At 71.6% G+C, this 26,690-nt stretch carries 19 protein-coding genes and 2 pseudogenes; 3 read left to right on the top strand and 18 right to left on the bottom strand.

Going from position 1 to position 26,690, the window contains the following annotated elements; genetic code table 11:
• Positions 1 to 259 precede the first annotated feature (259 nt).
• The 3 genes from tyrS to ASD10_RS17050 form a co-directional block, all read right to left on the bottom strand.
• Positions 260 to 1,519: a tyrosine--tRNA ligase gene (gene tyrS, locus ASD10_RS18955; RefSeq protein WP_056611719.1), complete on the bottom strand. Its 1,260-nt coding sequence runs from the start codon at positions 1,517 to 1,519 to the stop codon at positions 260 to 262.
• 20 nt (positions 1,520 to 1,539) lie between these two features.
• On the bottom strand, positions 1,540 to 2,724 hold the full coding sequence (locus ASD10_RS18950; RefSeq protein ID WP_056611716.1) for a hypothetical protein: 1,185 nt from the start codon (positions 2,722 to 2,724) through the stop codon (positions 1,540 to 1,542).
• Between the two features lie 76 nt (positions 2,725 to 2,800).
• Positions 2,801 to 3,187 (bottom strand): universal stress protein, encoded by a 387-nt coding sequence (locus tag ASD10_RS17050; RefSeq protein ID WP_056611714.1) that lies wholly within the window; start codon positions 3,185 to 3,187, stop codon positions 2,801 to 2,803.
• Positions 3,188 to 3,261: 74 nt separating this feature from the next.
• On the opposite strand from ASD10_RS17050, the gene ASD10_RS17045 reads away from it, so the two are divergent.
• Positions 3,262 to 3,924 (top strand): DsbA family protein, encoded by a 663-nt coding sequence (locus ASD10_RS17045; RefSeq protein WP_056611860.1) that lies wholly within the window; start codon positions 3,262 to 3,264, stop codon positions 3,922 to 3,924.
• Complete coding sequence (locus tag ASD10_RS19515) at positions 3,921 to 4,043, top strand: hypothetical protein (protein WP_255355153.1); 123 nt, start codon at positions 3,921 to 3,923, stop codon at positions 4,041 to 4,043. Before ASD10_RS17045 ends, ASD10_RS19515 begins: the two co-directional genes overlap by 4 nt.
• Here ASD10_RS19515 and ASD10_RS17040 read toward each other — a convergent pair.
• The 6 genes from ASD10_RS17040 to ASD10_RS17015 all read right to left on the bottom strand — a co-directional run bounded on the left by ASD10_RS17040 (position 4,033) and on the right by ASD10_RS17015 (position 12,646).
• Positions 4,033 to 6,960, bottom strand: a complete 2,928-nt coding sequence (locus tag ASD10_RS17040; RefSeq protein WP_200938348.1) for a glycosyl hydrolase — start codon at positions 6,958 to 6,960, stop codon at positions 4,033 to 4,035. The two genes, ASD10_RS19515 and ASD10_RS17040, sit on opposite strands and share 11 nt — an antisense overlap.
• Before the next feature lie 180 nt (positions 6,961 to 7,140).
• Positions 7,141 to 8,265 carry a cysteine desulfurase family protein gene (locus ASD10_RS17035; RefSeq protein WP_056611711.1) on the bottom strand — a complete coding sequence of 375 codons (1,125 nt, stop codon included), beginning with the start codon at positions 8,263 to 8,265 and terminating at the stop codon, positions 7,141 to 7,143.
• Positions 8,262 to 9,104 (bottom strand): carboxylating nicotinate-nucleotide diphosphorylase, encoded by an 843-nt coding sequence (gene nadC, locus ASD10_RS17030; protein ID WP_056611858.1) that lies wholly within the window; start codon positions 9,102 to 9,104, stop codon positions 8,262 to 8,264. The genes ASD10_RS17035 and nadC overlap by 4 nt, the downstream gene beginning before the upstream one ends.
• On the bottom strand, positions 9,097 to 10,653 hold the full coding sequence (gene nadB, locus ASD10_RS17025) for an L-aspartate oxidase (protein WP_056611709.1): 1,557 nt from the start codon (positions 10,651 to 10,653) through the stop codon (positions 9,097 to 9,099). Before nadB ends, nadC begins: the two co-directional genes overlap by 8 nt.
• A gap of 17 nt (positions 10,654 to 10,670) precedes the next feature.
• Positions 10,671 to 11,957: a quinolinate synthase NadA gene (gene nadA / locus ASD10_RS17020; RefSeq protein ID WP_082556368.1), complete on the bottom strand. Its 1,287-nt coding sequence runs from the start codon at positions 11,955 to 11,957 to the stop codon at positions 10,671 to 10,673.
• Complete coding sequence (locus ASD10_RS17015; RefSeq protein WP_056611706.1) at positions 11,954 to 12,646, bottom strand: NUDIX domain-containing protein; 693 nt, start codon at positions 12,644 to 12,646, stop codon at positions 11,954 to 11,956. Before ASD10_RS17015 ends, nadA begins: the two co-directional genes overlap by 4 nt.
• Positions 12,647 to 12,895: 249 nt before the next feature.
• Here ASD10_RS17015 and ASD10_RS17010 point away from each other — a divergent pair, with 249 nt between their 5' ends.
• Complete coding sequence (locus ASD10_RS17010; RefSeq protein ID WP_056611703.1) at positions 12,896 to 14,398, top strand: ATP-dependent DNA ligase; 1,503 nt, start codon at positions 12,896 to 12,898, stop codon at positions 14,396 to 14,398.
• Positions 14,399 to 14,411: 13 nt separating this feature from the next.
• Here ASD10_RS17010 and ASD10_RS17005 read toward each other — a convergent pair whose 3' ends face one another.
• The 9 genes and pseudogenes from ASD10_RS17005 to ASD10_RS19425 all read right to left on the bottom strand — a co-directional run.
• The gene (locus ASD10_RS17005; RefSeq protein WP_056611700.1) at positions 14,412 to 17,813 is read right to left on the bottom strand and encodes an error-prone DNA polymerase; all 3,402 of its coding nucleotides are present in this window, start codon (positions 17,811 to 17,813) and stop codon (positions 14,412 to 14,414) included.
• Positions 17,814 to 17,834: 21 nt separating this feature from the next.
• A complete protein-coding gene (locus tag ASD10_RS17000) occupies positions 17,835 to 19,343 on the bottom strand; it encodes a DNA polymerase Y family protein (RefSeq protein WP_056611697.1) in 1,509 nt (502 codons plus the stop codon).
• Positions 19,343 to 20,017 (bottom strand): hypothetical protein, encoded by a 675-nt coding sequence (locus ASD10_RS16995; protein WP_056611694.1) that lies wholly within the window; start codon positions 20,015 to 20,017, stop codon positions 19,343 to 19,345. The genes ASD10_RS17000 and ASD10_RS16995 overlap by 1 nt, the downstream gene beginning before the upstream one ends.
• 203 nt (positions 20,018 to 20,220) lie before the next feature.
• Entirely contained in the window at positions 20,221 to 21,927 is a 1,707-nt protein-coding gene (locus ASD10_RS16990; protein WP_056611691.1) for an ABC transporter ATP-binding protein, read from the bottom strand.
• Positions 21,924 to 22,901: an ABC transporter permease gene (locus ASD10_RS16985; RefSeq protein WP_056611688.1), complete on the bottom strand. Its 978-nt coding sequence runs from the start codon at positions 22,899 to 22,901 to the stop codon at positions 21,924 to 21,926. Before ASD10_RS16985 ends, ASD10_RS16990 begins: the two co-directional genes overlap by 4 nt.
• On the bottom strand, positions 22,894 to 23,820 hold the full coding sequence (locus ASD10_RS16980) for an ABC transporter permease (RefSeq protein WP_056611686.1): 927 nt from the start codon (positions 23,818 to 23,820) through the stop codon (positions 22,894 to 22,896). The genes ASD10_RS16985 and ASD10_RS16980 overlap by 8 nt, the downstream gene beginning before the upstream one ends.
• A 95-nt stretch (positions 23,821 to 23,915) precedes the next feature.
• Positions 23,916 to 25,508: an ABC transporter substrate-binding protein gene (locus tag ASD10_RS16975; protein WP_200938347.1), complete on the bottom strand. Its 1,593-nt coding sequence runs from the start codon at positions 25,506 to 25,508 to the stop codon at positions 23,916 to 23,918.
• Between the two features lie 272 nt (positions 25,509 to 25,780).
• A pseudogene (locus ASD10_RS16970) lies at positions 25,781 to 26,509 on the bottom strand (electron transfer flavoprotein subunit alpha/FixB family protein); the annotation flags it as partial.
• A gap of 3 nt (positions 26,510 to 26,512) precedes the next feature.
• Positions 26,513 to 26,671 (bottom strand): annotated as a pseudogene (locus ASD10_RS19425) (electron transfer flavoprotein subunit alpha/FixB family protein); the annotation flags it as partial.
• Positions 26,672 to 26,690 lie beyond the last annotated feature (19 nt).

The following is a 26,690-nucleotide window of genomic DNA, read 5'->3' as shown; positions in this document are numbered from 1 at the left end:
AACTCGTCCAACTTACACGGCTCGTTTTCACCGGTCAAACCCGGGTCGGTCACCATGCACAGCTTCCGTTCTCAGCGATCTGTCTCCGGGGGCTGTGAAGCACCGTGCCGTTGATCGTTTCGGTTCAGCTGGTCGGAAGCTTCGGGGCCTTGCCCCGCGCTGTCCAACAAGAAGAACATTACGTGGACGTTTCCTCGCTCGTCAAATCGCCGTCCTGTGGTCCATGCCACAGCGGCGCGACCCCCTGCAATCGCAGGGATCAGCCGATCGCGACGCCCGAGACCGACCGTTTGCCTTTGCGAATCACGGCCCACGTGTTGTATAGGAGCAGGTCGTCCGTCAGCACCAGATCGGGGTCGGAGACGCGCTCGTTGTTGAGGTAGGCGCCCCCCTCCCCCACGGTGCGCCGGGCCGCCGAACGGCTGTCGGCCAGCCCCGAGGCGATCAGGGCGTCCACGATCGTCGGACGGTCGGACGCGCGCAGCTCACCGGCACCCGCCTCGCGCAGCGCCGCGGCCAGCGTCGGCTCGGGCAGCTCGGTCAGCTCACCGCGCCCGAAGAGCGCGCGGGACGCCAGCTCGGCGGCCTGCACCTCGGCCTCGCCGTGCACGATCGTCGTCACCTCGGCGGCGAGACGACGCTGCGCACCGCGCAGCCCCGGCTTCTCGACGTGCTCGGCCTCGATCCGGTCGATCTCGTCCAGCGGCAGGAACGTGAACTGGCGCAGGTACTCCACGACCTTGGCGTCCTCGGCCTGCATCCACGACTGGTAGAAGGCGTAGGGGCTCATCAGCTCGGGATCGAGCCACACCGTGCCGCTCTCGGTCTTGCCGAACTTGGTGCCGTCGGCCTTGGTGATCAGGGGCGTCGCCAGGGCGTGCGCCTTCCGGCCGTCGGCGCGACGGATCAGCTCGACCCCCGCGGTGATGTTGCCCCACTGGTCGCTGCCGCCCGTCTGCAGGACGCACCCGTGCCGGCGGTTCAGCTCGAGGAAGTCCATCGACTGCAGCAGCACGTAGCTGAACTCGGTGTAGCTGATGCCCGACTCCAGACGGCTGCTGACGACGTCGCGCGCGAGCATCCGGTTGACCGGGAAGTGCTTGCCGATGTCGCGCAGGAAGTCGATCGTGCTGAGACCGGCGGTCCAGTCGAGGTTGTTGACGATCGTGGCCGCGTTGTCGCCCTCGACGTCGACGAAGCGCGAGACCTGCGACGCGATGCGGTCGACCCACTCCGCCACGGTCTCCTTGGTGTTCATGACCCGCTCGCCGGCCTCCTTGGGGTCGCCGATCAGCCCGGTCGAGCCGCCGACCAGCAGCAGCGGGCGGTGGCCCGCCAGCTGCAGGCGACGTGCCGTGAGGATCTGCAGGAGGTTGCCGATGTGCAGGCTCGGCGCCGTCGGGTCGAAGCCCACGTAGTAGGTGATCGGCCCCGCCGACAGCTCCGCGCGCAGGGCGTCGCGGTCGGTCGAGTGCGCGATGAGTCCGCGCGCTTCGAGGTCGTCGAGTACGTGGGTCACGGGATGCCTTTCGAGCGGTGTCAGGTTCTGGGTGAGGGGGTTCCCCGGTCGGCGACCAGGGCGTCGAGGCGCGATCGCAGGAGCGTCGCCGTCAGGTCGGCCGAGCGGGTCGAGGCCAGGTAGTCGCGGCCCGCCCGCCGGTCTCGGACCGCGTCGCGTCGCAGGCGCACCCGATCGTCGACCAGACGCTCGAGGAGCGCGAGCCAGGCCTGAGGGTCCTCGGGCACACGGTCGACGAAGCCGTCCAGCTCCGCGACGCGATAGGGCTCGACGTCGGACACCACGGGGCGCGCACCCAGTGCCAGGTAGTCGAGGCACTTGATGTCGGACTTGGCGCGGTTGAACGGCGAGTCGAGCAGCGGCGACAGCCCGACGTCGAACGGGCCCTGCTCGACCAGCCACGGCACGAACCGGTGGTACGAGCTGCTCGGGGGCTTGACCACGTGCATCCACGGCCGCTCGACCAGACCCTTGGCCACGCCCACCATCACGACGACGAACGCGCCCGGACGTGACGCGTGCAGCCGTTCGAGCACCGGGGACAGCATCGCGAGGTCGCCGTCGTGGGTCGTCGTGCCCATGTAGAGCATGCGGAGCGGGGCGTCGGGCTCCGGCGTCGCGGCGGGCTCGTCGGCGGGACGCCACAGGGCGAGGTCGAGCGTGTTGCGGACGACCCGGGCGTTCGGCAGGCCGTGCGTGCGGAGCAGGTCGTCGGTCGACAGCCAGACCTCGTCGGCGCGGCGCATGACGTCCTCCAGGACGCCCGCCCGCGCGATCTGCTGGTCGTACTGCGGGTGGTCGGGATCGAGGGTCGAGAAGGCGTCGTCGCTGTCGACCACGACGACGCATCCCCGCCGGCGCGCCTCGTCGACGAACCGCTGCGCCGTCACCGGGTCGTCGAAGGCCGTCCGCTGGACGATGCAGACGTCGGAGCGCCGCGAGATCCACAGGTCCTTGTGGTCGACGACGTCGAGCCCCACGCGTCCGAACGCGGGACGCGACATCGGGCTCAGCAGCCGGATGTACGTCGAGCTCGTCGGCCGCTTGGCGCTGCGCAGGACGAGCGTGACGTTCAGGCGTCCGCGCCCGTGCCCCGCGAACACGTAGTGCGGCAGCAGGTCCGTCCGCCGCTCGGCGAGCCGCTCGGTCCGGCGCCGGCGTCGGGCCAGCGCCTGCTGCAGGCGGCGCGGCGTCAGGGGGCTCACGATCGGCAAGCCTAGCGAGCCGCCCCGGACGCGCCGCCCACGGCGTCCGGCGCGGCGGGGCCCCCCACCCGGTGCGTCAGGGCTTGACGGCGACGACCGGGACGGACGCGTCGAGCAGGATCGACTGCGCGACGCTGCCCATCAGCATCTTGCCGACGGGGCTGCGCCGGCGGATGCCGACCACGATCATCGTCGCGCCGGCCTGCTCGGCCTCGAACAGGACGGCCTCGGAGACGTTGTCGCCGACGGTCTGACGCACCTCGATCGACACGCCCTTGGACTGGAGGCCCTCGGTCATGTCCTGGATGTCGCGCCCACGCGCGAACCCGGCGTCGAGACGCGGCTCGCCCCGGCTGATGTTGATCACGATGATCGACTCGTCGACGGTGGTGGCGTGCTCCGCCGCCCACTCGAGGGCTGCGCGTCCGAACTCGTCAGGCCGGTAGGCCACGGCAATTGTCATGACATGAACCTACTCCTCCGAGGGGCCTGCGCGAAAGCGGAATAGTCCGGGGACGTCCCGGCGTTGTGGCGCACGTGAGCAACTCCGTCAAGGTCGACATCTGGTCCGACATCGCCTGCCCCTGGTGCTACATCGGCAAGCGCCGCTTCGAGACGGCGGCCGCCGACTTCGCCGCCGCCGGCGGCGAGCTCGAGGTGGAGTACCACTCCTTCGAGCTCTCCCCCGACACCCCGGTCGACTTCGAGGGGTCCGAGGTCGACTTCCTCGTGTCGCACAAGCGTCTCGCCCCGGAGCAGGTCGAGCAGATGCTGGCGCAGATGACGCAGCTCGCCACGACCGAGGGGTTGTCGTACGACTTCGACGCGCTGCAGCACACCAACACCGTGCGGGCGCACGAGCTGCTGCACCTCGCCAAGGCCAAGGGCCGCCAGCTCGACCTCGTCGAGCGGCTGTTCGCCGCGTACTTCGAGGAGGGTCGCCACATCGGGCGCGTCGACGACCTCGCCGACCTGGCGGCCGAGATCGGGCTCGACCGCGACGAGGCCGTCGAGGCCCTGACGTCGGGGACGTACCGGGCCGACGTCGACGCCGACAAGGACCAGGCCGTCGCCTACGGCATCAGCGGCGTGCCGTTCTTCGTGATCGACGGCCGTCTGGGCGTCTCCGGCGCGCAGGAGCCCTCGGTGTTCACCGACGTCCTGCGCGAGGCCGCCGGGCTGACCGCGGCGACGTCGTGAGCGGCCCGCTCGAGATCGTCGGGGAGCCCGACGCCCCGTCGTGCGCCGACGGCGTCTGCGAGGTCCCGGCCGCCGACGAGCAGGCGTCGCCGGCCGGTCCCCCGCCCGTCAGGTCCTGACCTCAGCCGTCCCGTAGGGCCGCAGGGTCACCGGCCCCACCAGGCCGTACCGCTGGCGGGCCGACGAGCCGAACACGTCGGCCTGCGCGGTCCGGAGTCGGTTGAGGAGCGTCGACGCCACCTCGACCTCGACGGTGTTGCGGCCCCTGCGCAGGGCGTCGCCGAGGTCGACCACGGTGTCGAGCGGGTTGGTGCCGGGCACGCGACGACCGTTGACCCTCACCCGGAACGAGCCCAGCACCGAGCCGAGGTCGAGGAGCGCACCGACGTGACGGGCGGCGTCCCAGTCGACCACGGTCGTGTAGCGACCGATGCCCGACACGTCCTCGAGGCCCGGGATCTCGAGCCACGGCACGAGCGCCGACAGGGTCCGCCGCACGACGGGCTTGCGGGTCGTCGATGGCCTGCTCCCGGGCTGCCAGTCCTCGACCTCGAGGGTCCACGACGTGAGCGGGCGCTCGGCCGGCACGGCGCCGACCGTGGTGCGCCGCGACCGGGAGTCGCCCAGGACCGTCACGAACGTCCCCTGCCTCGACGACCGCAGCACGAGGCGTGAACCGTCGACGCGGACGTCGTCCGCCTCCGTCGAGACGACCTGGGGAACGCGCCTCGACGAGGCGGCGGCCCACGACGACCCGGCGAGGACCACCACGGTGCTCTGGCCCGCGAGCAGCCGCAGACGGACGCCGATGCGGTCGCCGTCGCGCTGGTACCGGGCGATCCGTCGCACCTCGCCGGTCCACGCGTCGAGGACGAACGGCACCTGCCGCGCGTCGCGCCGGTCGAACCACACCGTCTGGTCGACGGTCTCGAGCTTGCGGTTCTCGGCGTGGCGGGCGTTGGCGACGTAGAAGAGGTCGGCGTCGTCGGTGCGCCGGTGGACGTGCACCAGCGTCGACCGCTCGTGGGTCACGTGCGGACGCACCCCCAGCGCCGCGAGCGCGCCGGGCACGTCGGCGGGCAGCGCCACGGTGCGGACGCTCGGACGTCCCTGCGCCGACCTGACGGCCGCCGCGACCGTCGCGTCGTCGGCCGCCGACCCGAGCCCCTCGGCCGTCGGGGTGCTCCAGTCGCCGAGGAAGACGATCGGGAAGCCGGCCGCGGCCAGCTCGGCCACGCGTCGAGCCGCCGCGACCGTCAGCGTGGCCCGCCGGCCGCGGAACGCGTCGCCCTCGACGATCATGGCCTTGTAGGCCGGGCCGTCGGGCGCCAGACGTCCGCGCCGCAGCGACGCGGAGCGCCAGCCCAGCACGTCGGAGCTGATGAAGCTGTGGCTCCAGCCCAGCGGGATGCCGTCGTTGGTGGCCCACAGCGCGCCGATGCCGGTGGCCGCCCAGCCCTTCTGGCGGTAGTAGACCAGGTCGACCGAGTTGGTGCCGGTCTGCAGCACCCACTGCGTCCGCTTGAGGTAGGCCGCGATGTCGGGCACGTGGGCCCACGACGGCTGGCGCGGACCCCATGCCTCCGAGAAGCCCGGCGTCTTGTTGCCGTAGGGCGAGAACGCCGCGAAGCCGGGCCAGGCCGCCCCCGGTGCCTCGGCGTACGCGAAGCCGTGCAGCACGGCTTGGTTGACGCCGGCGGCGTAGATGCTGTTGACGGTCGTGAGCACGCGGTCCCACGTCACGTTGTAGGCCGAGCCGTTGTAGGCCGCCGCCTCGCACGACAGGATCGTGCGTCCGCCGAGGTCGCGGCCACCCGCCATGACGCGGTAGTCGTCGAGGTTCTTGAACCCCAGCGACTCGGTCTCGGGGACGTCGAGCAGCCCGGAGTAGGCGAGCGTGTCGGTCTCGAGCCCGTACGCCTGGATCCTCAGCCGCAGCCCCTGCCGGTGGGCCCAGTCGCGGGCCGGGACGAGGTGGTGGTCGCGGTAGAGGTCGCTGAAGACCTGCGCGACGTCGTCGCGGACGCGGCTCGTGCGGTCGGTCTCGAAGGTGTAGAGGTACTTCTCGTCGACCTCGAGCATGATCGGGAGGTACGGCGCGAGGTCGTACCCTCGGTTGGCGCGGAAGGCGTCGAGGAACCCGGGGGTCCAGATCGTCGCGTCGGTCTCGATCTCGAGCGAGTCCTCGAAGAACGTGCTGCCGGACCGGCGCAGGAGCCGCGCCATGCGCGGCGACAGGATGCGGCGGTCCCAGTAGGACGTGAGGGCGTCCGTCGCCGCGCGGCTGAAGTGGTCGATGACGTACGAGTCGGGCGACGTGTGCGGTCCCGCCTCGGGCATCTGGCCCGAGCCGCGCTCCCAGTAGGCCAGCAGCAGCCACGAGCCCTCGGCGGGCGCCGTCCAGGTGATCGAGCCCGCGACGACCCGGTCGGTCAGGTCGATCAGCGACGCGCGGTCGAGGACGCTCTCGCGCGTCGACGGCGTCACGAGCCGCACCGCCTGCACCCGCACGAGCGTCGACCGCGTGACGCCCTTCGACGCCTGCACGACCGGATCCGGCAGCCGTCCGTCGAAGGTCTGCCCCGCGGCGAGGGTCGCGAGCCCGTGGGCGAGCTCGTGCGACGCGACCGGCGAGTCGGGCTGGACCGTGGGGACGGCCGCGGGCCACGACGGGCCCGCGGTGACGTCGATCGTGATGCCCTCGCGGCCCGCCTGGGTCAGCGCGGCGTCGAGGCCGGCGAGCCACGGCGCGGTCGCCCACCCGTGGCCTGCGGGGTCGAGACCGCTGCGGACGCTGTGGTGGACGTCGGCGACCTCGAGGCCGCCGAATCCGGCCTCCGCGACCTGCGTGACCTCACGGGCGATCTCGGACGGGGTCACGTGCCCGTTGGGCCACCACCACCGGAACCGGGCGCCCGCCGCCGGCGGCGGCGAGGCGAACCGTCGCTCGAAGGAGCCGCCGCCCGACGTCGCGGCTCCCGGTGAGCCCGGGAGCACCGGTGCGGCGAGCAGCCCGAGCCCGGCTGCCGCACTCACCTGCAGCACCCGCCGGCGACTGGGACCGGAACCGGTCGTGGATGGGTCGGTCGTGTCGTCGTTCATCGGGCCCCCGAGCATTGAAACGATTTATTGGATCGATGCAAGACTATGGCGTCCGTCACACCACGTCAAAGCTCGCGTGACATGTGTCCTCGTGCGGCCGGGGCTGGTGCGGCGTCAGGCGCGCAGACCGCCGACGGTGCGCACCGCCGTCGCGAGCTCGGTGGCGGCGACCTCGAGGTCGCCGTCCGTCGTGCCGCGTCCGAACGTGAACCGGACCGCGGTCTGGGCGACCTCGGGCTCGACGCCCATCGCCAGCAGCACGTGGGAGGGATCGTCGCTGCCGGCCGCGCAGGCCGATCCGGACGAGCAGACGACGCCGCGCGCCTGCAGCTCGAGGAGCACGGACTCCCCGCTCGTGCCCGGCAGCACGAACGACGCGCTGCCCGGGAGGCGGTCACGCGGATGGCCCGTCAGCCGGGCACCCGGCACGCCGGCCAGGACCCGCGCGACGAACGCGTCGCGGCGGGCGACGACGTCGTCGACCGGCCCCCGTGCCAGTCGCAGCGCCGCCGCCATGCCGACCGCCGCGGCGACGTTCTCGGTGCCGGACCGTCGACCCGACTCCTGCCCGCCGCCGTGCACCAACGGCTCGACGGGTGTGCGGCGGGCGACGTGCAGCACACCGATGCCCTTCGGCGCCCCCAGCTTGTGCCCCGAGATGCTCATCGCCTGGACACCCAGACCGCCGACGCTGAGATCGAACCACCCCGCGGTCTGCACGGCGTCGGTGTGCAGGGGGACGCCGCGCTCGGCGGTCACGGCGGCGAGGTCGGCGATCGGCTGGACCGTGCCGACCTCGTTGTTGGCGTGCTGGATGCTCACGACCGCGGTGTCGTCGCGCAGTGCCCCGGCCAGGACGGCGGGATCGACCAGGCCGTCGTGGTCGACCGGGAGCACCGTGACGTCGTAGCCGAACCGCCCCAGCCACGCCGCCGACTCCAGGACGGCCGGGTGCTCGACCGCCGAGACGACGACGTGACGTCCCGGCGAGGCCAGCGCGATCCCCTTGACGGCGGTGTTGTCGGACTCCGTGCCGCCGGACGTGAACGTGACCTCGGACGGCCGGCAGCCCAGCACGTCCGCGACGTCGGCCCGCGCCCGCTCGAGGCCCGATCGCGCCGACTCCCCCACCTCGTGATGGCTCGACGGGTTGCCGAACTCGGGCCCGAGGTAGGGCCACATGGCCTCGAGCACCTCGCGGCGCACCGGCGTCGTCGCCGCCTCGTCGAGGTAGATCACGTGACGCTGATGTCGAGCCCGAGGTCGAGCGCCCGGACGCTGTGGGTCAGGGCACCGACCGAGACGACGTCGACGCCCGTGGCCGCGACGTCGGCGATCGTAACGAGGGTGATGCCGCCACTGGCCTCGACGAGCGCTCGTCCGTCGATGTGCGCGACGCCGGCCCGCAGGTCGTCGAGGCTGAAGTTGTCGAGCATGATCGTGCCGACGACCCCCGCCGCGAGCACCGCGTCGAGCTGGTCGAGGCGGTCGACCTCGACCTCGATGTGCGTCGTGTGCGGCAGCCCGTCGGCGGCGCGACGCAGCGCCGCGGTGAGGTCGGGGATCACCGCGAGGTGGTTGTCCTTGGCCATCACGGCGTCCGACAGCGAGTAGCGGTGGTTGTGCCCACCGCCGCACCGCACGGCGTGGCGCTCGAGCGCGCGCAGCCCGGGCGTGGTCTTGCGGGTGTCGACGACGCGAGCCCCCGTGCCGGCGACGGCCTCGACGTACGTGCGCGTCAGGGTCGCGATGCCGGTCATGCGCTGGACGAGGTTGAGGGCGACCCGCTCGGCCTGCAGCACGACCCGTGCGGGGCCCTCGACGCTCGCGAGCACCGCGCCGGCGCCGAACACGTCGCCGTCGGCCGCGTGCAGCGTCACCTCGACGGACGGGTCGAGGGTCGTCATCGCGATCGCGAAGACCTCGACGCCCGCCAGCACGCCCGGCTCGCGGGCCACGAGGTCGGCGTGCGCCACGGCCGACGCCGGCACGAGCGTCTGCGACGTGAGGTCGCCGAACGGGGCGTCCTCGTCGAGCGCCAGGTCGACGACGCGCTGGATCTGACGGCGCTCAAGCACGGGGGGCTCCTTCGGCACGGACGATCGCGGAGTGGCGCGCCTGCGCGGGGTCGGTGCGTGGGAAGTCGGTGCGGTAGTGCCCGCCGCGCGACTCGCGCCGCGCCAGGGCGCTCTTGACGACGGCCCGGGCCACCACGAGCAGGTTGGCGTCCTCGGCCGACTTGGCGTCGGTGACCGCGGGCGACTTCCAGCGCCGCAGCTCGACGGCCGCCTGACGCAGGTCGGCCCCGTCGCGGGCCAGGCCGGCCGCGTCCCACATGACCTGCTGCAGGTCGGCGCGGCTGACGTCGTGGGCGTCGGGGTCGTCCGTCAGGTCGAGGGTCAGCGGGGCCGCCCACTCGTCGTCGAAGACGTGCACGGGCGGCGCGGACCGCAGCCCCTCGACGACCCGCCGCCCGTAGACGGCGCCCTCGAGCAGGGAGTTGGACGCCAGGCGGTTGGCGCCGTGCACGCCGTTGCAGGCGACCTCGCCGACCGCGAGCAGGCCCGGCACCGAGGTGCGTCCCCACTCGTCGGTGCGCACGCCGCCCATGAAGTAGTGGGCCGCGGGCGCGACCGGGATCGGCACGCGGCCCCAGTCGTAGCCCTGCGCGCGGCAGGCGGCGTCGATCGTGGGGAAGCGACGAGCGAGGAACTCGGCGCCGAGCGCCGTCGCGTCGAGCCGCACCGGCACGCCCGGCTGCCGGTTCATCTGCTGCGCGATGCCCCGGGCCACGACGTCGCGCGGGGCCAGCTCGGCGTCGGGGTGCACGTCGGTCATGAAGCGGCGGCCGTCGGCGTCGACCAGCACCGCCCCCTCGCCGCGGACGGCCTCGGAGACCAGGAAGCTGCCCGGGGCGTCGAGCGCCGTGGGGTGGAACTGGTAGAACTCCAGGTCGGCCGCGACCGCGCCGGCGCGCAGCGCCATGCCGAGGCCGTCGGCCGTCGCGACCTCGGGGTTGGTCGTGTGGGGGAACAGCTGGCCCGCTCCCCCGGTCGCCAGGACGACCGCGTCGGCCCGCAGCTGCTCGCCGCCGAGCAGCTCGACGCCGATGCAGCGGCCGCCGTCGAGGAGCAGGTCGACGACGGTCGTCCGCTCGCGCACCGTCACGGCGCTCTCGCGCACCCGCTCGATCAGGGCGTACGCGATCGCGGCACCCGTGGCGTCGCCGCCGGCGTGCAGGATGCGCGGGTGCGCGTGCGCCGCCTCGAGACCGTGCGACAGCTCGCCGTCGTGACGGTCGAACGGCACGCCGCGCGCGATCAGCCCGTCCATCGCGGCGGGACCCTCGGCGCACAGGATGCCGACGGTGTCGGCGTCGCCGATCCCCGCACCGGCGACGAGCGTGTCGGCGACGTGCGAGGCGACGGTGTCGCCCATCGTCGGCGCGCCGCGATCGGCCATGTCGTCGATGACGACCGCGACGCCACCCTGCGCGTAGCGGGTGTTGCTCTCGGCGAGATCGGCCTTCGTGATCAGCGTGACGTCGTACGTGCCGGCGGCGTCGAGCGCCGTGGTCATGCCGGCGACGCCGCTGCCGACGACGATGAGGTGCTGGGCTCGGGTCATGTCAGGCTCCTTCGACGTCACTTCGGCAGCGCGGCGAGCATCCGCTCGAGCGCGACACGGGCGTGGGTGGCGACGTCGTCGGGGACGACGATCTGGTTGGTCACCTCGCCGGCCACGAGACCGTCGAGCGTCCAGGCGAGGTAGCCGGGGTGGATGCGGTACATCGTCGAGCACGGGCACACGACCGGGTCGAGGCAGAAGATCGTGCGGTCGGGGAACTCGGCCGCGAGCCGGTTGACCATGTTGATCTCGGTGCCGATCGCGATGGTGTCGCCCGGCTCGGACGCGATGACGAACCTGCGGATGGCGTCGGTGGAGCCGGCCGCGTCGGCGGCGTCGACGACCGGCATGGGGCTCTCGGGGTGCACGATGATCTTGACGCCCGGGTGCTCGGCGCGGGCCTTGTCGATCTGCGCGACCGTGAAGCGCTTGTGCACCGAGCAGAAGCCGTGCCACAGGATGACCTTGGCGTCGGCGAGCTCCTCGGCGGTGCTGCCGCCGAGCGGCTTGCGGGGGTTCCACATCGGCATCTGCTCGAGCGGCACGCCCATGGCCTTGGCGGTGTTGCGACCCAGGTGCTGGTCGGGGAAGAACAGCACCCGCTGACCGCGCTCGAAGGCCCACTCCAGCACCGTCGCGGCGTTCGAGGACGTGCAGACGATGCCGCCGTTGCGGCCGCAGAAGGCCTTGAGGGCGGCCGAGGAGTTCATGTACGTCACGGGGATGACGGGCTGGCGTCCGTCGGCGTCCGGCTCGGAGCCGTAGAGCTCCATGAGGTCCTCCCAGCACGCCTCGACCGAGTCCTCGTCGGCCATGTCGGCCATGGAGCAGCCGGCCGCGAGATTGGGCAGGACGACCCTCTGCTCGGGACGCGCGAGGATGTCGGCGGTCTCGGCCATGAAGTGCACGCCGCAGAACACGATCGTCTCGGCGTCGGGCTTGGTCAGCGCCGCGTTGGCGAGCTGGAACGAGTCGCCCACGAAGTCGGCGTACTGGATGACCTCGTCGCGCTGGTAGAAGTGACCCAGGATGACCAGTCGGTCGCCGAGCGTCCGCTTGGCCGCGACGATGCGGGCGTGCAGCTCGTCGGCGTCCATGCGCTGGTAGACGGCCGGCAGCTGGCCCGGACGCACGACGGGCTCGGGGATGACGTCGTCCTCGGACGCGCCCGGCCCGTACCCGGGCAGGGCGTCGAACTCCCAGGGCCCCTTGGCCAGCTCGACGTCGCAGCTCGCGGAGGGCTGCTCGACGATCAGGGTGTCGACGGACCTGCCGTGGGCGGGCTGGGTGGCTGATGTCGTCATCTGCGCTCCTCGGGGGCGGGAGAGGCCGCGCCGGCCTCGAAGCGGTACAGCGCGGGGGGACGGTGGCTCGTGCCCGTCAGGCACGTGCCGGTGGGGACGAGGGTCTTGGTGGCGAGCGCCTGCCGGCGGAAGTTCGCGGGGTCGAGCGTCGTCCGCAGCACCGCCTCGTGCACGGCCCGCAGGTCGGCCAGGGTGAACTCGGGGGGCAGAAACGCGTGCGCGATGGGCGTGTAGGTGATCTTGGCCCGCAGGCGCGCCAGCGCGTAGTCGACGATCTGGGCGTGGTCGAAGGCCAGCGGGGGCAGGTCGTCGGCCACGAACCACTCGACGTTCTCGCCGTCGACGGCCCGGGCGACCTCGTCCTGGCGCACCAGCGCCCAGTAGACGATCGAGACGACCCGGTCGTCGGGCGAGCGGTCGACGCGGCCGAAGGCGTAGAGCTGCTCGAGGTAGTTGGGGGCCAGGCCCGTCGTGCGCTCCAGGGTGTGCTGCGCGCTGGCCGCGAGGTCCTCGTCGGCCTCGAGCGGTCCGCCGGGCAGGGCCCACATGCCCTCGTACGGCTCGCGGATGCGGCGCACGAGCGGCAGCCACAGCGTCATGAGGCCCGACTCGGGGTGCGGTCGGAGGGCGAAGACGACGGTCGACACCGCGAGCGAGACGCGCTGGTCGATCGATGACGACACCGTCATGGCGAACCCTCCTCGACTTAAAGTAGGTGTGACTCTAAGGTCACTCTAACGTCACCTTAAAGTCACGTCAACATTAAGCCCACCTCCGGCGGTTCGCCGACGAGTCACGCACGCCCCGCGACGAGTCACTCGTGCCCATCGACGAGTCGCTCCGGGCGGCCCGCCCTCGGCGGGAGTGACTCGTCGGCGGGCATGGGTGACTCGTCGGCGTCGCGTGCGGGGAGCGACGGGGGCGGCGATGATGGACCGATGCTCCTCGCCGACGTCGTCGCCACCTCGCTCGCCGTCGCCGCGACGCGGTCGCGCATCGCCAAGGTCGCGGTGCTGGCCGAGCTGCTCGGGCGCCTCGACGACCCGGACGACGTCGTCACCGTCACGTCGTACGTCGCCGGATCGCTGCGTCAGCGTCGCACGGGCCTGGGCTGGCGCTCGCTGCAGAACCTGCCCGCGCCCGCCGACGAGCCGAGCCTGACGGTCGCCGACGTCCACGCCGCCTTCGAGCACCTCTCGACGGTGGCCGGCCCCGGCTCGCAGGCCGCGCGCGCCGCCGCGACGGCCGACCTGTTCGGGCGCGCGACGCCCGACGAGCAGGCCTGGCTGCGCAGCGTCGTGACGGGCGAGGTGCGTCAGGGTGCGCTCGACTCGCTGGTGCAGGAGGCCCTCGCCGCGGCCGGGGAGGTCCCTGCGACCAGCGTCCGGCGTGCCGCGATGATGGCCGGCTCGACCGTCGACGTCGCGGTCGCGGCCCTGACCGGCGGCGAGGAGGCGCTGTCGACGTTCGTGCTGCAGGTCGGACGTCCCGTGCTGCCGATGCTGGCCTCGTCGGCGACGACCGTCGGGGAGGCGATGGCCAAGGCCGGCGGCGGGACCGTCGCGATCGACACGAAGCTCGACGGCGTCCGCATGCAGGTGCACCGTCACGGCGACGACGTGCTGGTGGTCACGCGATCGCTCGACGACGTCACGAGTCGCCACCCCGAGGTCGTCGAGGTCGCCCGCGCCCTGCCGTGCCACGACGTCGTCCTCGACGGCGAGGTGCTGGCGCTGGGCCCCGACGGGCGCCCGAGGCCGTTCCAGGAGACCGCGTCGCGAGCCGCCTCCGCGTCCGGCGTCGAGCTGACCCCGGCCTTCTTCGACGTGCTGCACCTCGACGGACGCGACCTGGTCGACTCCCCCACGCACGAGCGGCTCGACGTGCTGGAGTCGCTGGTCCGGCCCGAGCACCTCGTGCCGCGCGTCCTCACCGACGACGAGGACGAGGCCGAGGCGTTCACGGCGCGCGTGCTCGACCTCGGCCACGAGGGCGTCGTCGTCAAGAGCCTCTCGGCGCCCTATGCCGCGGGGCGCCGTGGCGCGACGTGGGTCAAGGTCAAGCCCGTCCACACGCTCGACCTGGTCGTGCTCGCGGTCGAGCGGGGCTCGGGCCGGCGCAGCCAGTGGCTGTCGAACATCCACCTCGGTGCCCGCGACGGCGACGGGCTGGTGATGCTGGGCAAGACGTTCAAGGGGATGACCGACGAGGTGCTGCGGTGGCAGACCGAACGGTTCCGCGAGCTGCAGACGTCCGACGACGGCCACGTCGTGACGGTGCGGCCCGAGCAGGTCGTCGAGATCGCGTTCGACGGCGTGCAGCGCTCGACCCGCTACCCCGGGGGCGTCGCACTGCGCTTCGCCCGCGTGATCGGCTACCGCGACGACAAGACCGTCGCCGAGGCCGACACGCTCGACACCGTCCGGTCGTACCTGCCCTGACCTCGCGCCGGCGTCACTGGAAGTCGCGACCGCGGTGCTTGGGCGAGATCGCGCGGCCCGCCTCGGGGTAGACCTCCTCGATGCGCATGAGCTTGTCGGCCACGAGGTTGACGACGCCCTCGGCGCTGCGCTCGAGGATGCCGCGGATGACCATGCCCGCCGCATTGCGCCCGACGACGCGGTAGTGCGCCCACAGGGCCTGAGAGCACACGACGTTGAGCATGCCGGTCTCGTCCTCGAGGTTGAGGAACGTGACGCCGGACGCCGTCGCCGGACGCTGGCGGTGCGTGATGAGCCCCGCGACCTTGACCCGCCGGTCGGCCTCGGCCGTCACGGTGTCGGCGACCGACAGGATGCCCTCGCGCCGCAGCAGGGGGCGCAGGTGCTCGACGGGATGGGTCTCGGGCGAGATGCGGGTCGCCCACAGATCGGCCATCGTGACCTCGACGTCGCTCATGCCGGGCAGCATCGGTGGCGGCGCCGTGACCGCCGTGCCGTCGAGCTGGTCGGCGCTCTCGACGTAACCGGCGTTCCAGAGCGCCTGCCGACGGGTGATGCCGAAGCCGTCGAAGGCACCGGCCGTGGCCAGCGACTCCATCTGCGCGACCGACAGGCCCGTGCGGCGGGCGACGTCGGCCATGTCGGCGAAGGGACGCTCGGCGCGGGCCGCCACGATCTGCCGCGCGACGTCCGAGCCGATGCCCTGCACCTCGTCGAGGCCCAGGCGGACGGCGAAGTGCCCGTCGCGCCGGTGCTCGGGCGTCGGATCGGGCGTGCCCCGGACGAACCGGCCGACCGGCGGCTGCTCGTGCTCGAGGCACGCATCGCGTCCGGTCGCCCCGGCGGCGTCGCCGAGCTGCTCGAGATCGGCCTGCGCCCCCGACCACGTGATGTCGGGACGCAGCACCGTCACCCCGTGCCGCCGCGCGTCGGTCGTGAGCGACTGCGGCGAGTAGAAGCCCATCGGCTGGTTGCGCAGCAGCGCCGCGAGGAACGCCGCCGGGTAGTGCAGCTTGAGCCACGAGCTGGCGTAGACCAGCAGCGAGAAGCTCAGGGCGTGGCTCTCGGCGAAGCCAAAGTTGGCGAACGACTTGATCTTGACGTAGATCGCCTCGGCCTCCTCGTCGGTCAGGCCGTGACGCGCCATGCCCGCGAAGAGCTTGTCCTCGAGCGACTCGATGCGCTCGATGCCGCGCTTGGACCCCATGGCGCGCCGCAGCAGATCGGCCTCGTCACCCGTGCAGTCACCGATCGCGATCGCCATCTGCATCAGCTGCTCCTGGAACAGCGGGACCCCCATCGTCCGCTCGAGCACGGGCTGCAGGATGGGGTGCGGGTACGTGACGGGCTCCTTGCCCATCGCCCGGCGGATGTAGGGGTGCACGGCACCGCCCTGGATGGGACCGGGACGGATCAGCGCGATCTCGATCGCGAGGTCGTACGCACGCCGGGGCTGCAGACGCGGCAGGGTGCCGATCTGGGCACGGCTCTCGACCTGGAAGACGCCGATCGAGTCGGCCCGGCACAGCATGTCGTAGACCGCTGCCTCCTCCTTCGGCATCGCGTCGAGGTCCCACTGCTCGCCCAGGTGCTCGGCGACGATGCGCATCGTGTGGTCGAGCGCCCCCAGCATGCCGAGACCCAGCAGGTCGAACTTGACCAGCCCCATGTACTCGCAGGCGTCCTTGTCCCACTGGAGCACCGTGCGCTTGTCCATGCGGCCACGCTCGATGGGGCACACCTCGCCGATGGGACGCTCGGTCAGGATCATGCCGCCCGAGTGGATGCCCAGGTGCCGCGGCGCGGTCATCATCTGCCGGGCCAGCGACGTGACCGGCGCGGGGATGCCCTCGACGTCCTCGCTGCCCATCGGCCCCCAGCCGTCGATCTGCTTGGACCACGCGTCCTGCTGGCCGACCGAGTAGCCGAGGGCCTTGGACGCGTCGCGGATCGCCGACCGCGGACGGTAGCTGATGACGTTGGCGACCTGCGCGGCGTTGTGCCGGCCGTACTGGTCGTAGACCCACTGGATGACCTCCTCGCGACGGTCGGAGTCGAAGTCGACGTCGATGTCGGGCTCCTCCTCACGGGTCGTGGCGAGGAAGCGCTCGAACGGCAGGTCGAAGAAGATCGAGTCGATCGCGGTGATCTCGAGGGCGTAGCAGAGCGCGGAGTTGGCCGACGAGCCCCGCCCCTGGCACAGGATGCCCCGGCCGCGGGCGAACTGCACGATGTCGTGGACGATCAGGAAGTAGCCCGGGAAGTCCTTCTCCTCGATGACCGCGAGCTCACGGTCGATGCGCTCGCGGGCCGCCTGCTGGTTGTTCGCGTAGCGCTTGCGGATGCCCCGATCGGCCAGCACCCGCAGCCAGCTCATGGCCGTGTGACCCTCGGGGATGCCGCGCTTGGGCAGCCGGGGGGTGGCGGCCCGCAGGTCGAAGGCGAGCTCGTCGGCCAGCGGGACGGTGCGGGCGACGGCGCCCGGGTAGCGCCGGAAGAGCTGCTGCATCTCGGCGCCGGAGCGCAGGTGTGCCGCGCCCGTCGCGGGCAGCCATCCGTCCATCTCGGCCAGGCTGCGCCGCGCGCGGACGGCCGCCGTGGCCGCCGCGAGCCGGCCGTTGGCGGGACGCGCGAAGTGGACGTTGTTGGTCGCGACCGTCGCGAGGCCGTGGTCGCGGGCCAGGTCGGCCAGGACGTCGTTGGTCGCGCTGTCGGTCGCGAAGCCGTGGTCGACGAGCTCGACGCCCACGCCGTCGAGCCCGAAGCGCTGCGTCAGCAGGTCGAGCGCCGAGGCCGCCGCCTCGCGTCCGCCCGCGGCGAGCGCCTGGCGCACGTGCCCCTTGCGGCACCCCGTCAGGACGACCCAGTGGTCGCGGCCCCGCTCGGCGAGCTCGTCGAGGTCGTAGACGGGGCGACCCTTCTCGTCGCCGCGCAGCTGGGCGTCGGTGATCGCGGCGGCCAGCCGGTGGTAGCCCTCGACGCCCCGGGCCAGGACGAGCAGGTGGGTGCCTTCGGGATCGGCGACCCCGTTCTGGGGAGCGTGCAGACCCAGCGAGAGCTCGGCGCCGTAGACCGTCCGCAGGCCGGTCGCCGGGTACTTGGCTGCCTCCTCGGCGAACCGCGGCGCCCCGTAGAAGCCGTCGTGATCGGTGATCGCCAGCCCGTGCAGCCCCAGCGAGATCGACTCCTCGACCAGGTCTCCCGGTCCGCTCGCCCCGTCGAGGAAGCTGAAGTGGGTGTGGCAGTGCAGCTCGGCGTAGGGCACGACGGGACCCGACGGCTGCTCGATCTCGCGGGGACCGGTCTTCCTGCGCTTGCGCGACCACCCGGGGGCGTCGCCGCCGTCGGGCTCGGGCCGCCCGGACAGTCGCCGCTCGAGCTCGCCCCACGAGACGTCGGGGTTGTTCCAACCCATCGCTACACGGCTCCCGCGTGGTCAGTCATAGGTGGCCTCGGTCCACCAGTGACCGCCCTCGACGATCATCAGGAAGGCGCTGCCGTCGACGCCGACGACCTGGAACCGGGCGAGCCTGCGGGCCGCGGCCTCGTCCCACCACTGGTCGTCGACGGGCCACGGCCCCGCCCACGACGCGACGGGCTGCCACGCCTGGTCGGCCGCGGTCCGGAAGCGGGCCGGCTCGCCCGTGACCAGACCCCGTCCCGTGACGCCGATCGTCTGCCCCTCGGCACCGACGACCATCGCCTGGCGCGGCTCGCGGTAGACCGTCGCGGGCGCCGGGGCCGGCAGGCTGCCGGGCCACGGCAGGCTGCCGGGGCGCGTGGGCATCGGCCGCTCGCCCCACGGCGTCAGCAGCCGGCGCTCGGCCGGGCCACGACCGCCCTGCACCGTGACCGACACGACCGCCTCGTGCCCGACGATGCTCTGCACCCGGGCGACACCCCGCTCGACCCGCTCGTCGGGCCCACCGCCGAAGAGGCTGTCGGCGTGATCGCCCAGCGGCTCGGTGACCTCGGGGATCAGCCGCACGGCGTCGACGGGGGCACGGATGGCCCCGTCGACGGACAGCTGCCAGCGCACCCGGTCGACCAGGTCGGTCGCACCGAACCAGCGCGGGTGCATCCAGCGACGCGAGGTCGCGAGCGAGCCGTCGGCGTCGACCTCGATCAGCACCGTCGTGCAGACCAGACCGTGGTCGGCCAGATCGCTGACGAAGGCCTCGGCGGTCGTGCGCAGGCTGAACGCGATCGGCTCGACGTTGTCGAGCGGCGGCTCGAGCAGCAGCGTCGCGTCGAACTCCGGCGGCACCTGCCGACGGCTGATGAGCTGGGGGTCGAGGCCCCGGGCGAGCCGGTGCAGGAGCGCCCCGTGCGTGCCGAAGCGGGTGTGGACGTCGGCGGGCGGCAGCGAGGCGAAGTCGCCCAGCGTCAGCAGGCCCATGCGCCGCAGCAGCCCCACGAGCGAGGGGTCGTCGAGGGCCTCGACGGGCAGCTCGCGCAGGAACTGCGCCGACCCGCGCTCGGGCACGACGATGCTGTCCTGCGCCAGGGCGCGGCGGGCGGCCTGCTCGGCGGCGAACAGCCCGTCGGCGACGCCGGCGCGGACGTCCCACACCCCGAGCTCGACGAGCCGCTCGGCGATCACGGCGGCCGCCTCGGCCTCGCCGCCGTAGAACCGGGCCGGCACCTCGAGCGCGCACAGACCCGGACGCAACGGCGCGACGCCCGGACTGAGCTGCTCGATCGCCGTCAGGACGGCCTCGAAGGCCCGGGCGTCGACATCGGGGTGGTGGTCGTGCAGCACCAGCTCGGGGCACCGCGACTGGGCGTCGCGCCGCCGCATGCCCCGGCGCACGCCCTCGGCACGGGCCGCCTGCGAGCAGGCCAGCACCGAGCCCTTGTCGAGCACGACCGCCGGGACCGATGCCGGGACGTCGACCGCCACGATCGGCCAGTCGGGCGCCCACAGCACCATCGTGCGGGCCATCAGGACACGCTCCGCAGACGCGCGGGCACCTCGGACGGCACCGCGGTGACGACGTCCTCGGCCCGGCGGATGACCTGGGCGGCATCGGGCATCCACAGTCGACGCCGCCGGGCCGGCGCCGTGCCCCGCCGCACCTCGACGGTGGCGCGGCGGGCCTGCAGGTGGCCGTGCCCCTGACCGACGCCGACCCACTCGACCTCGCTCATCGACAGGCGCGCCTCGCTGCGCGGCCAGTTGCCGTGGGCGATCAGGATGCCGCCGCGCTGGCGCAGGCGCGCACTGACGCGGCTGACGTCCTTGGGTGCGACGTGGGCGGGCGCCCGCAGCACGACGACGCCCAGCACGTCGATCAGCGCGGCCGTGACCTCGAGCCACGCCTCGCCCGGATCGGGCACCAGGATCGTGCGGCGCAGCTCGACGCCGGCGGCCGCGGCGGCCTCGAGACCGAGCTCGGCGGTGCCGACCACGCCGCACCAGGCGCCGTCGGCGGACGGCCCGGCCATCAGGGTGACCGCGAGGCTCATGGAGTCGACCGAGTAGGTGCCGCCGGCCTGCAGCTGCAGCAGCCCGGCCAGGGCCGGGTGGGTCGCGACGGGCTGGGCCGCGGGGCGCCCCTGCATCTGGTCGACGCGCGCTCGCAGCTCGCTCAGGGTGGGGGCTGCGACGGCGTTCATGACTCCATGATCGAACATCTGTTCGAACGAGTCAATCTCGCGTCCACATCCTCCCGAGGGGCGGACACCGGAGCGCAAGGCGCCTTCGCGAGTGGTGCGTTCACGTCCCCGAGCGGTGCGTCCTGGTCAGACACGCCGTCCCAGAAAGACCAGAACGCACCACTCGCCCACTCGCTGCGCCCGCGGGAGGTACCCCCAGCGGGTCAGGCGCCGAGGGGGATCGAGCCTCCGGGGATCGCGTCGAGCAGACGACGCGTGTACTCCTCGCGGGGGCTGTCGAACACCGTCGACACCGATGCCGACTCCACGATGCCGCCGTTCTGCATGACCAGGACGTTGTCGGCGATCTGCCGGACGACCGCCAGGTCGTGCGTGATGAACAGGTAGCTCAGGCCCAGCTCGCCCTGCAGGTCGTTCAGCAGCTTCAGGATCTGCGCCTGCACCAGCACGTCGAGCGCCGAGACCGCCTCGTCGAGCACGACGACCTCCGGCTCGAGCGCCAGGGCGCGTGCGATCGCGACGCGCTGGCGCTGACCGCCCGACAGCTCATTGGGATAGCGCCGCATGACCGCCGCCGGCAGCGAGACCTTGTCGAGCAGGTCGCGGATGCGCGCCTCGCGCTCCTTGTCGTTGCCGATGCCGTGCGTGCGCAGCGGCTCCTCGATCGACCGGTAGATCGAGTACAGCGGGTCGAGCGAGGCGTACGGGTTCTGGAACACCGGCTGCATCTGCCGGCGCAGCGCGAGCTGCTGCTTCTTGCCCGACAGCGTCGTGATGTCGACGCCGTCGAACTCGACGGTGCCCGACGTCGCGTCGAGCAGCCCCAGCACCATGCGGGCCACGGTGGACTTGCCCGATCCGGACTCCCCCACGATCGCCGTGGTGGTGCCGCGGGCCAGCGTGAACGACACGTCGTCGACCGCGCGGAACGCCGACGACGACCCCGGACGTCCGCCGGGCAGCGTGAAGTCCTTCGTCAGGTTCTTGGCCTCGACGACGGTGGCCTGGCCCACGCCGAACTCGTCGGCGTGCGTCGCGACCTCCTCGGCGATCTCGGCCGCGGTCTGCACGGCCTGCTCACGCACCTCGACGCGCGCCCGCTCGGACGACAGCCGCTGCGACGCCAGCGACGGCGCCGACGACACGAGCCGCTGGGTGTACGGGTGGCGGGGGTCCTGCAGGATCTGACGCGCCGGACCCGACTCGACGACCTGACCCTTGTACATCACGACCAGGTGGTCGGCCCGCTCGGCGGCGAGGCCGAGGTCGTGCGTGATCAGCAGCACCGCGACGCCCAGCTCGTCGGTCAACGAGTCGAGGTGGTCGAGGATCTGCTTCTGCACCGTGACGTCGAGGGCCGAGGTCGGCTCGTCGGCGATCAGCAGCTTGGGCCGGGCCGCCAGGCCCATCGCGATCAGCGCGCGCTGGCGCATGCCACCGGAGTACTCGTGCGGGAACTGGCGGGCACGACGCTCGGCGTCGGGCAGACCGGCCTCCTCGAGCAGCTCGACGACACGACGGTCGGCGTCCTTGCCCTTGGCGACCCCGTTGGCGACCAGCGCCTCCTTGATCTGGGCGCCGACCCGCCACAGCGGGTTGAGGTTGGTCATGGGGTCCTGGGGCACCAGGCCGATCGACGAGCCGCGCAGCGCGAGGATCTCGCCCTTCTTGGCGCCGGCGACGTTCTTGCCCTCGAACAGGATCTCGCCGCCGGTCACGACGCCCGTGCCCGGCAGCAGGTCGATGATCGCGTGGGCCGTGGTCGACTTGCCCGATCCCGACTCCCCCACGATCGCGACGGTCTGACCGGGGTAGACGACGAGGCTGGCGCCCCGGACGGCGGGGATGAGCTTCTTGCCGGCGCGGAACGCAACCTGCAGATCCTTGATCTGCAGCACGGGGGTGGTCACTCGGTCCTCCTCTTGGGGTTGAGGGCGTCGCTGACGGCATCACCCAGCAGGATGAATCCGAGCGCCGTGAACGCCAGGGCGCCGGCGGGCCAGAACATCACGCCGATGCGCTGACCCGAACGGATCTGGTTCTGCGCGGCATTGATGTCGTTGCCCCACGAGACGACGCCCGGGGGCAGGCCGATGCCGAGGAACGACAGCGTCGCCTCGGCGACGATCAGGATGCCCAACGAGACCGTCGCGGTCACGATGACCGGCGGCAGCGAGTTGGGGATGACGTGGCGCAGCAGGTTGCTGCGCTTGGTCGCGCCGATCGCGCGCGCGGCGTCGATGAACTCCATGTTCTTGACCTGCAGCACCTGCCCGCGCGTGATGCGGGTGATCTGCGGCCAGCCGAAGACACCGAGGGCGATGACCACGGCGACGATCCCGCCGAACTCACCGCGGTCGGGGAACAGGTTGTTGATGACCGACAGGCCGACCAGCGCGCCCAGCAGCAGCGGGATCGCGAAGAAGATGTCGGCGATGCGCGAGATGACCGAGTCGACCCAGCCGCCGTAGAAGCCGGCGACGGCTCCCGTGATCAGGCCGACCACGACGATCAGGATCGTCGTGAGCACGCCGACCAGCACCGAGGCGCGGGCACCGTAGATCATGCGGGCGAAGACGTCGTAGCCCTGCTTGTCGTAACCCGCGATGTGTCCGCTGCTGCCCGGGTCGAGGCTCTTGGACAGATCGGCGTACGACGGGTCGAGGTTCGTGAACAGACCCGGTGCGATCACGACGACCGCGACGAGAAGGATCATGGCGCCGGAGACCCAGAACAGCCAGTTGCGGCGCAGCTCCTTCCAGGCCTCCTTCCACTGGCTCTCGGGCGGCGACGACGTGTCGAGCGCGCCCGTCTCCTGCAGTGGGGTCTCGTCGAGGGGGGCCAGGAACCGCTCCTGGCCGGGCAGTGGTGTGGTCTCAGGCATAACGGATCCTCGGGTCGAGCCAGGCGTAGAGAAGGTCGACGACCAGACTCATCACGACGTAGATCAGCACCATCAGCGTCACGATCGAGACGACGGTCGAGCCCTCGCCGCGGTTGATGGCGCGGAAGGCCAGGTTGCCGATGCCCGGGACGTTGAAGATGCCCTCGGTGACGATGGCGCCGGCCATCAGCGTTCCGAGATCGGCGCCGAGGTAGGTCACGACGGGGATCATCGAGTTGCGCAGCACGTGGCGGCTGTTGACCGAGCGGTCGCTGAGCCCCTTGGCGCGCGCGGTGCGCACGTGGTCGGCGGTCAGGTTCTCGACGACCGACGTGCGGGTCAGGCGCAGGATGTAGGCGAACGACACGAGCCCGAGGACGATCGCCGGCAGCATCAGGTTCTTGATCGAGGCGTCACCTCCGACCGTGATGGGCGCCCAGCCGAGCTTGACGCCGAAGATCAGCTGCATCAGGAAGCCGAAGACGAAGATCGGGACGGCGATGACCAGCAGCGACACGATCAGCATCGTGGAGTCGAACAGCTTGCCCTTGCGCAGTCCGGCGTAGAAGCCGGCCGCGACACCGAGGACCGACTCGATGATGAGCGCCATGACCGCGAGCTTCAGCGTCACCGGGAAGGCGTCGCCGATGACCTGCGACACGGGCTGCTGGGCGTACGTCAGGCCGAAGTCGCCGGTGAGGGCGTTGCCGAGGTACTTGAGCCACTGGATGAGGAAGGGGTCGTCGAGGTTGTACTGCGCCGCGATCGAGGCCCGGATGGTCTCGTTGACGGGCTTCTCGCCGAACAGTGCCTTGATGGGGTCGCCCGGTTGCAGGAAGACCATTGCGTAGATCAGGAGTGTCGCTCCGAGCACGACAGGGATTGCCTGCAGCGCTCGACGACCGATGTACCACCACATGAGGAGTGCGCCTCTCGTCAAGAAAAGGGTCGCCCGCACAGGGTGGGGCGGGAACCCGAAGGTTCCCGCCCCACTCTAGACGCGGACGTCGAGGACTACTTGGTGATGTCCTGGAGCTCCGGCTTGTTCTGCCAGTTGAACTTGACGTTCTTGACACCGTCGGCGGCAGCCGCCGAGATGCTGGTGTTCCACAGCGGGATCGCCGGCAGGTCCTTGAACAGGATCGCCTGCGCGTCGGCGTACAGCTTGTAGCGCTCGGTGTCGTCCTGCGCACCCGAGGCCTGCTGCAGCAGGGCGTCGAGGTCCTTGTTGCTGTAGTCGCCGTCGTTCGAGCCCGCACCCGTGCCGAAGATCGGCGCGATGTAGTTGTAGATCGACGGGTAGTCGGGCTGCCAACCGGTACGGAACGCCGTGCCGATCGTGCGGTCGGTGACCTCGGTGCGCAGCTCGGCGAACGTCGGGAACGCCTTGGGCTCGGCGTTGATGCCGAGGTTGTTCTTGAGCTGGTTGGTCAGGGCCTCGACCCACTCCTTGTTGCCCGGTCCGTCGGCGTTGTACGCGACGACGAACTTGCCCTCGAAGGGCTTGATCGCGTCGGCCTGGGCCCAGAGGTCCTTGGCGCCGGCGGCGTCGAAGTCGAGGACGTCCTGTCCCTCGATGTCCTCGGTGAAGCCCGGCATCAGCGGCGAGCTGAAGTCGGTCGACGGGATGCGCGAGCCGTCGAAGATCTTGTCGGTGATCTCCTCACGGTTGATGGCCTTGGAGATGGCCTGACGACGCAGGTTGCCCTCCTCGCCCTTCTCGAAGCCGGGCAGCGACTCGGGGATCGTGATCGTCGAGTTCGGCGAGCCGGGCTCGCTGAAGGCCTGGATCGAGCTGTCGTCCTTGTAGGTCGTCAGCGCGCTCGGCGGGACCTGGTCGAGGACGTCGAGGTTGCCGGCCTGCACGTCGGAGAACGCCGTGTCGGGGTTCTCGTAGAACTTCAGCGTGACGCCGCCGTTCTTGGCGGGACGGACGCCCTCGTAGGTCTTGCTCGGCGTGAGCACGGCCTCGACGTTGTCGGTCATCGACGCGAAGTCGTAGGGGCCGTTGCCGATCGGCTTCTTGCCGAACGCGTCCATGTCGTCGAACGCCGACGCGGGCAGCGGGAAGAACGCCGAGTAGCCCAGGCGCGACGGGAAGTCGGACTCGGACTGCTTGAGCTCGATCGTGAACGTCGAGTCGTCGACGACCTTGAGGCCCGAGATCGTCTTGCCGCCGTCGGGGATCGTGCCCTCGTCGTCGGTGCCGGCGATCGGGTAGAAGAAGTAGGCCGAGAGCTGCTCGTTGGCGGCGTCGGCGCCGTAGTTCCAGGCGTCGACGAACGAGTTCGCGGTGACGTCGGTGCCGTCGGAGAACTTCCAGCCCGACTTGATCTTGACGGTCCACAGCTTGTTGTCGTCGGAGGTGATGGAGTCGGCGACCTCGTTCTCGCTCGAGCCATCGGTCTTGTACGAGATCAGACCGGCGAAGATCAGGTCCACGATGTTGCCGCCGCCGACCTCGTTGGTGTTGGTCGGGATCAGCGGGTTCTGGGGCTGGGTGCTGAAGGACGTGATGACCGCGTCGGACGTACCGCCGCTGCCACCGCCCTCGCTGTCACTGCCGCCGCCGCACGCTGCCAGGGTGAGGCTGGCGGCGGCGATCATGGCCACTCCCGCTAGGCGTGTTCGCCGGGTGAGTCGCATGTAGTCCTCCTGTGGATGAGTCAGGTGCACGCTGGCGCGCGCCCCCTATGACTATCACCGCGGACCGCCCGCCGAACAGCACCTGGGCGATGCTTAATCAAAGTGACACCTAACAAGTCAATAGTTCCGGGGTGTCATCCGGCATGGCTCACATGGTGAGGAGCTGTCTCACATGACAAGACGACGGCCGACCCGCACCGAGGTGCGAACCGGCCGTCGAGGGGCCTGCGGGATCAGCCCTTGCGCTTCTTGACCTCGTCGGTCGCGGCGGGCAGGACGGCCTTGAGGTCGCCCACGACGCCGAAGTCGACGAGCTCGAAGATCGGCGCCTCGTCGTCCTTGTTGACCGCGATGATCGTCTTGGACGTCTGCATGCCGGCGCGGTGCTGGATCGCGCCCGAGATGCCGTTGGCGACGTACAGCTGCGGCGAGACCGTCTTGCCGGTCTGGCCCACCTGGAACGAGTGCGGGTACCAGCCGGAGTCGACCGCGGCGCGCGAGGCGCCCACGGCGGCGCCGAGGCTGTCGGCGAAGGCCTCGACCTCGGTGAAGTCGCCGCCGGTGCCACGACCGCCCGAGACCACGATGGCGGCCTCGGTCAGCTCGGGACGGCCCGAGGCGGCCTTCTCCTTGGACGACGTGATCTTGGCGCCCTTGGCGCCGTCGGAGATCTCGGCCGTCTTGGCCTCGACCGTCCCGGCGCCCGCGGCGGCCTCGGGGGCCGTCGAGTTGGGCTTGACCGAGATGACCGGCGCGCCCTGCGTCACGTTCGACTTGACCGTGAAGTTGCCGGCGAAGACCGACTGCGTCGTGGTGATCGTGCCGCCGTCGGCCTGGACGTCGACGGCGTCGCCGATCCAGCCCGACTCGGTCTTCAGCGCCACGCGGGCGCTGATCTCCTTGCCCTCGGTGCTGGCGCCGGTGAGTACCGCGGCGGGGCTGGTCTCGGCGACCAGCTGCGCNNNGATCTTCTCGGCGCCGTACTCGGCCAGCACGCCGGTGTCGGCGGAGCCGAAGACGACGGCCGAGGGCTCGCCGATGCGGCGGGCGATCGTGAGCAGCTCGAGCGAGGGCTTGGTGACCTTGCCGTCGGGAGCGTCGATGAGAACGAGAACTTCAGTCATGTGGGATTCCTCAGCCTTC

This window comes from Aeromicrobium sp. Root472D3, from assembly GCF_001426485.1.
Taxonomy (GTDB): domain Bacteria; phylum Actinomycetota; class Actinomycetes; order Propionibacteriales; family Nocardioidaceae; genus Aeromicrobium.
The sequence above is the reverse complement of the archived record's forward strand: the minus strand, read 5'-3'. Positions and strand labels throughout refer to the sequence as shown.

Excerpts from the sequence above, each read along its gene's own strand:
- ASD10_RS17005 (WP_056611700.1), bottom strand. The coding sequence starts at position 17,813 with ATGGGTTGGAACAACCCCGACGTCTCGTGGGGCGAGCTCGAGCGGCGA.
- nadA (WP_082556368.1), bottom strand. The coding sequence starts at position 11,957 with ATGACGACATCAGCCACCCAGCCCGCCCACGGCAGGTCCGTCGACACC.
- ASD10_RS16985 (WP_056611688.1), bottom strand. The coding sequence starts at position 22,901 with ATGCCTGAGACCACACCACTGCCCGGCCAGGAGCGGTTCCTGGCCCCC.
- nadB (WP_056611709.1), bottom strand. The coding sequence starts at position 10,653 with ATGACCCGAGCCCAGCACCTCATCGTCGTCGGCAGCGGCGTCGCCGGC.
- ASD10_RS16980 (WP_056611686.1), bottom strand. The coding sequence starts at position 23,820 with ATGTGGTGGTACATCGGTCGTCGAGCGCTGCAGGCAATCCCTGTCGTG.
- ASD10_RS17000 (WP_056611697.1), bottom strand. The coding sequence starts at position 19,343 with ATGGCCCGCACGATGGTGCTGTGGGCGCCCGACTGGCCGATCGTGGCG.
- ASD10_RS16975 (WP_200938347.1), bottom strand. The coding sequence starts at position 25,508 with ATGATCGCCGCCGCCAGCCTCACCCTGGCAGCGTGCGGCGGCGGCAGT.
- ASD10_RS17015 (WP_056611706.1), bottom strand. The coding sequence starts at position 12,646 with ATGACGGTGTCGTCATCGATCGACCAGCGCGTCTCGCTCGCGGTGTCG.
- ASD10_RS17050 (WP_056611714.1), bottom strand. The coding sequence starts at position 3,187 with ATGACAATTGCCGTGGCCTACCGGCCTGACGAGTTCGGACGCGCAGCC.
- ASD10_RS17010 (WP_056611703.1), top strand. The coding sequence starts at position 12,896 with ATGCTCCTCGCCGACGTCGTCGCCACCTCGCTCGCCGTCGCCGCGACG.
- ASD10_RS16995 (WP_056611694.1), bottom strand. The coding sequence starts at position 20,017 with ATGAACGCCGTCGCAGCCCCCACCCTGAGCGAGCTGCGAGCGCGCGTC.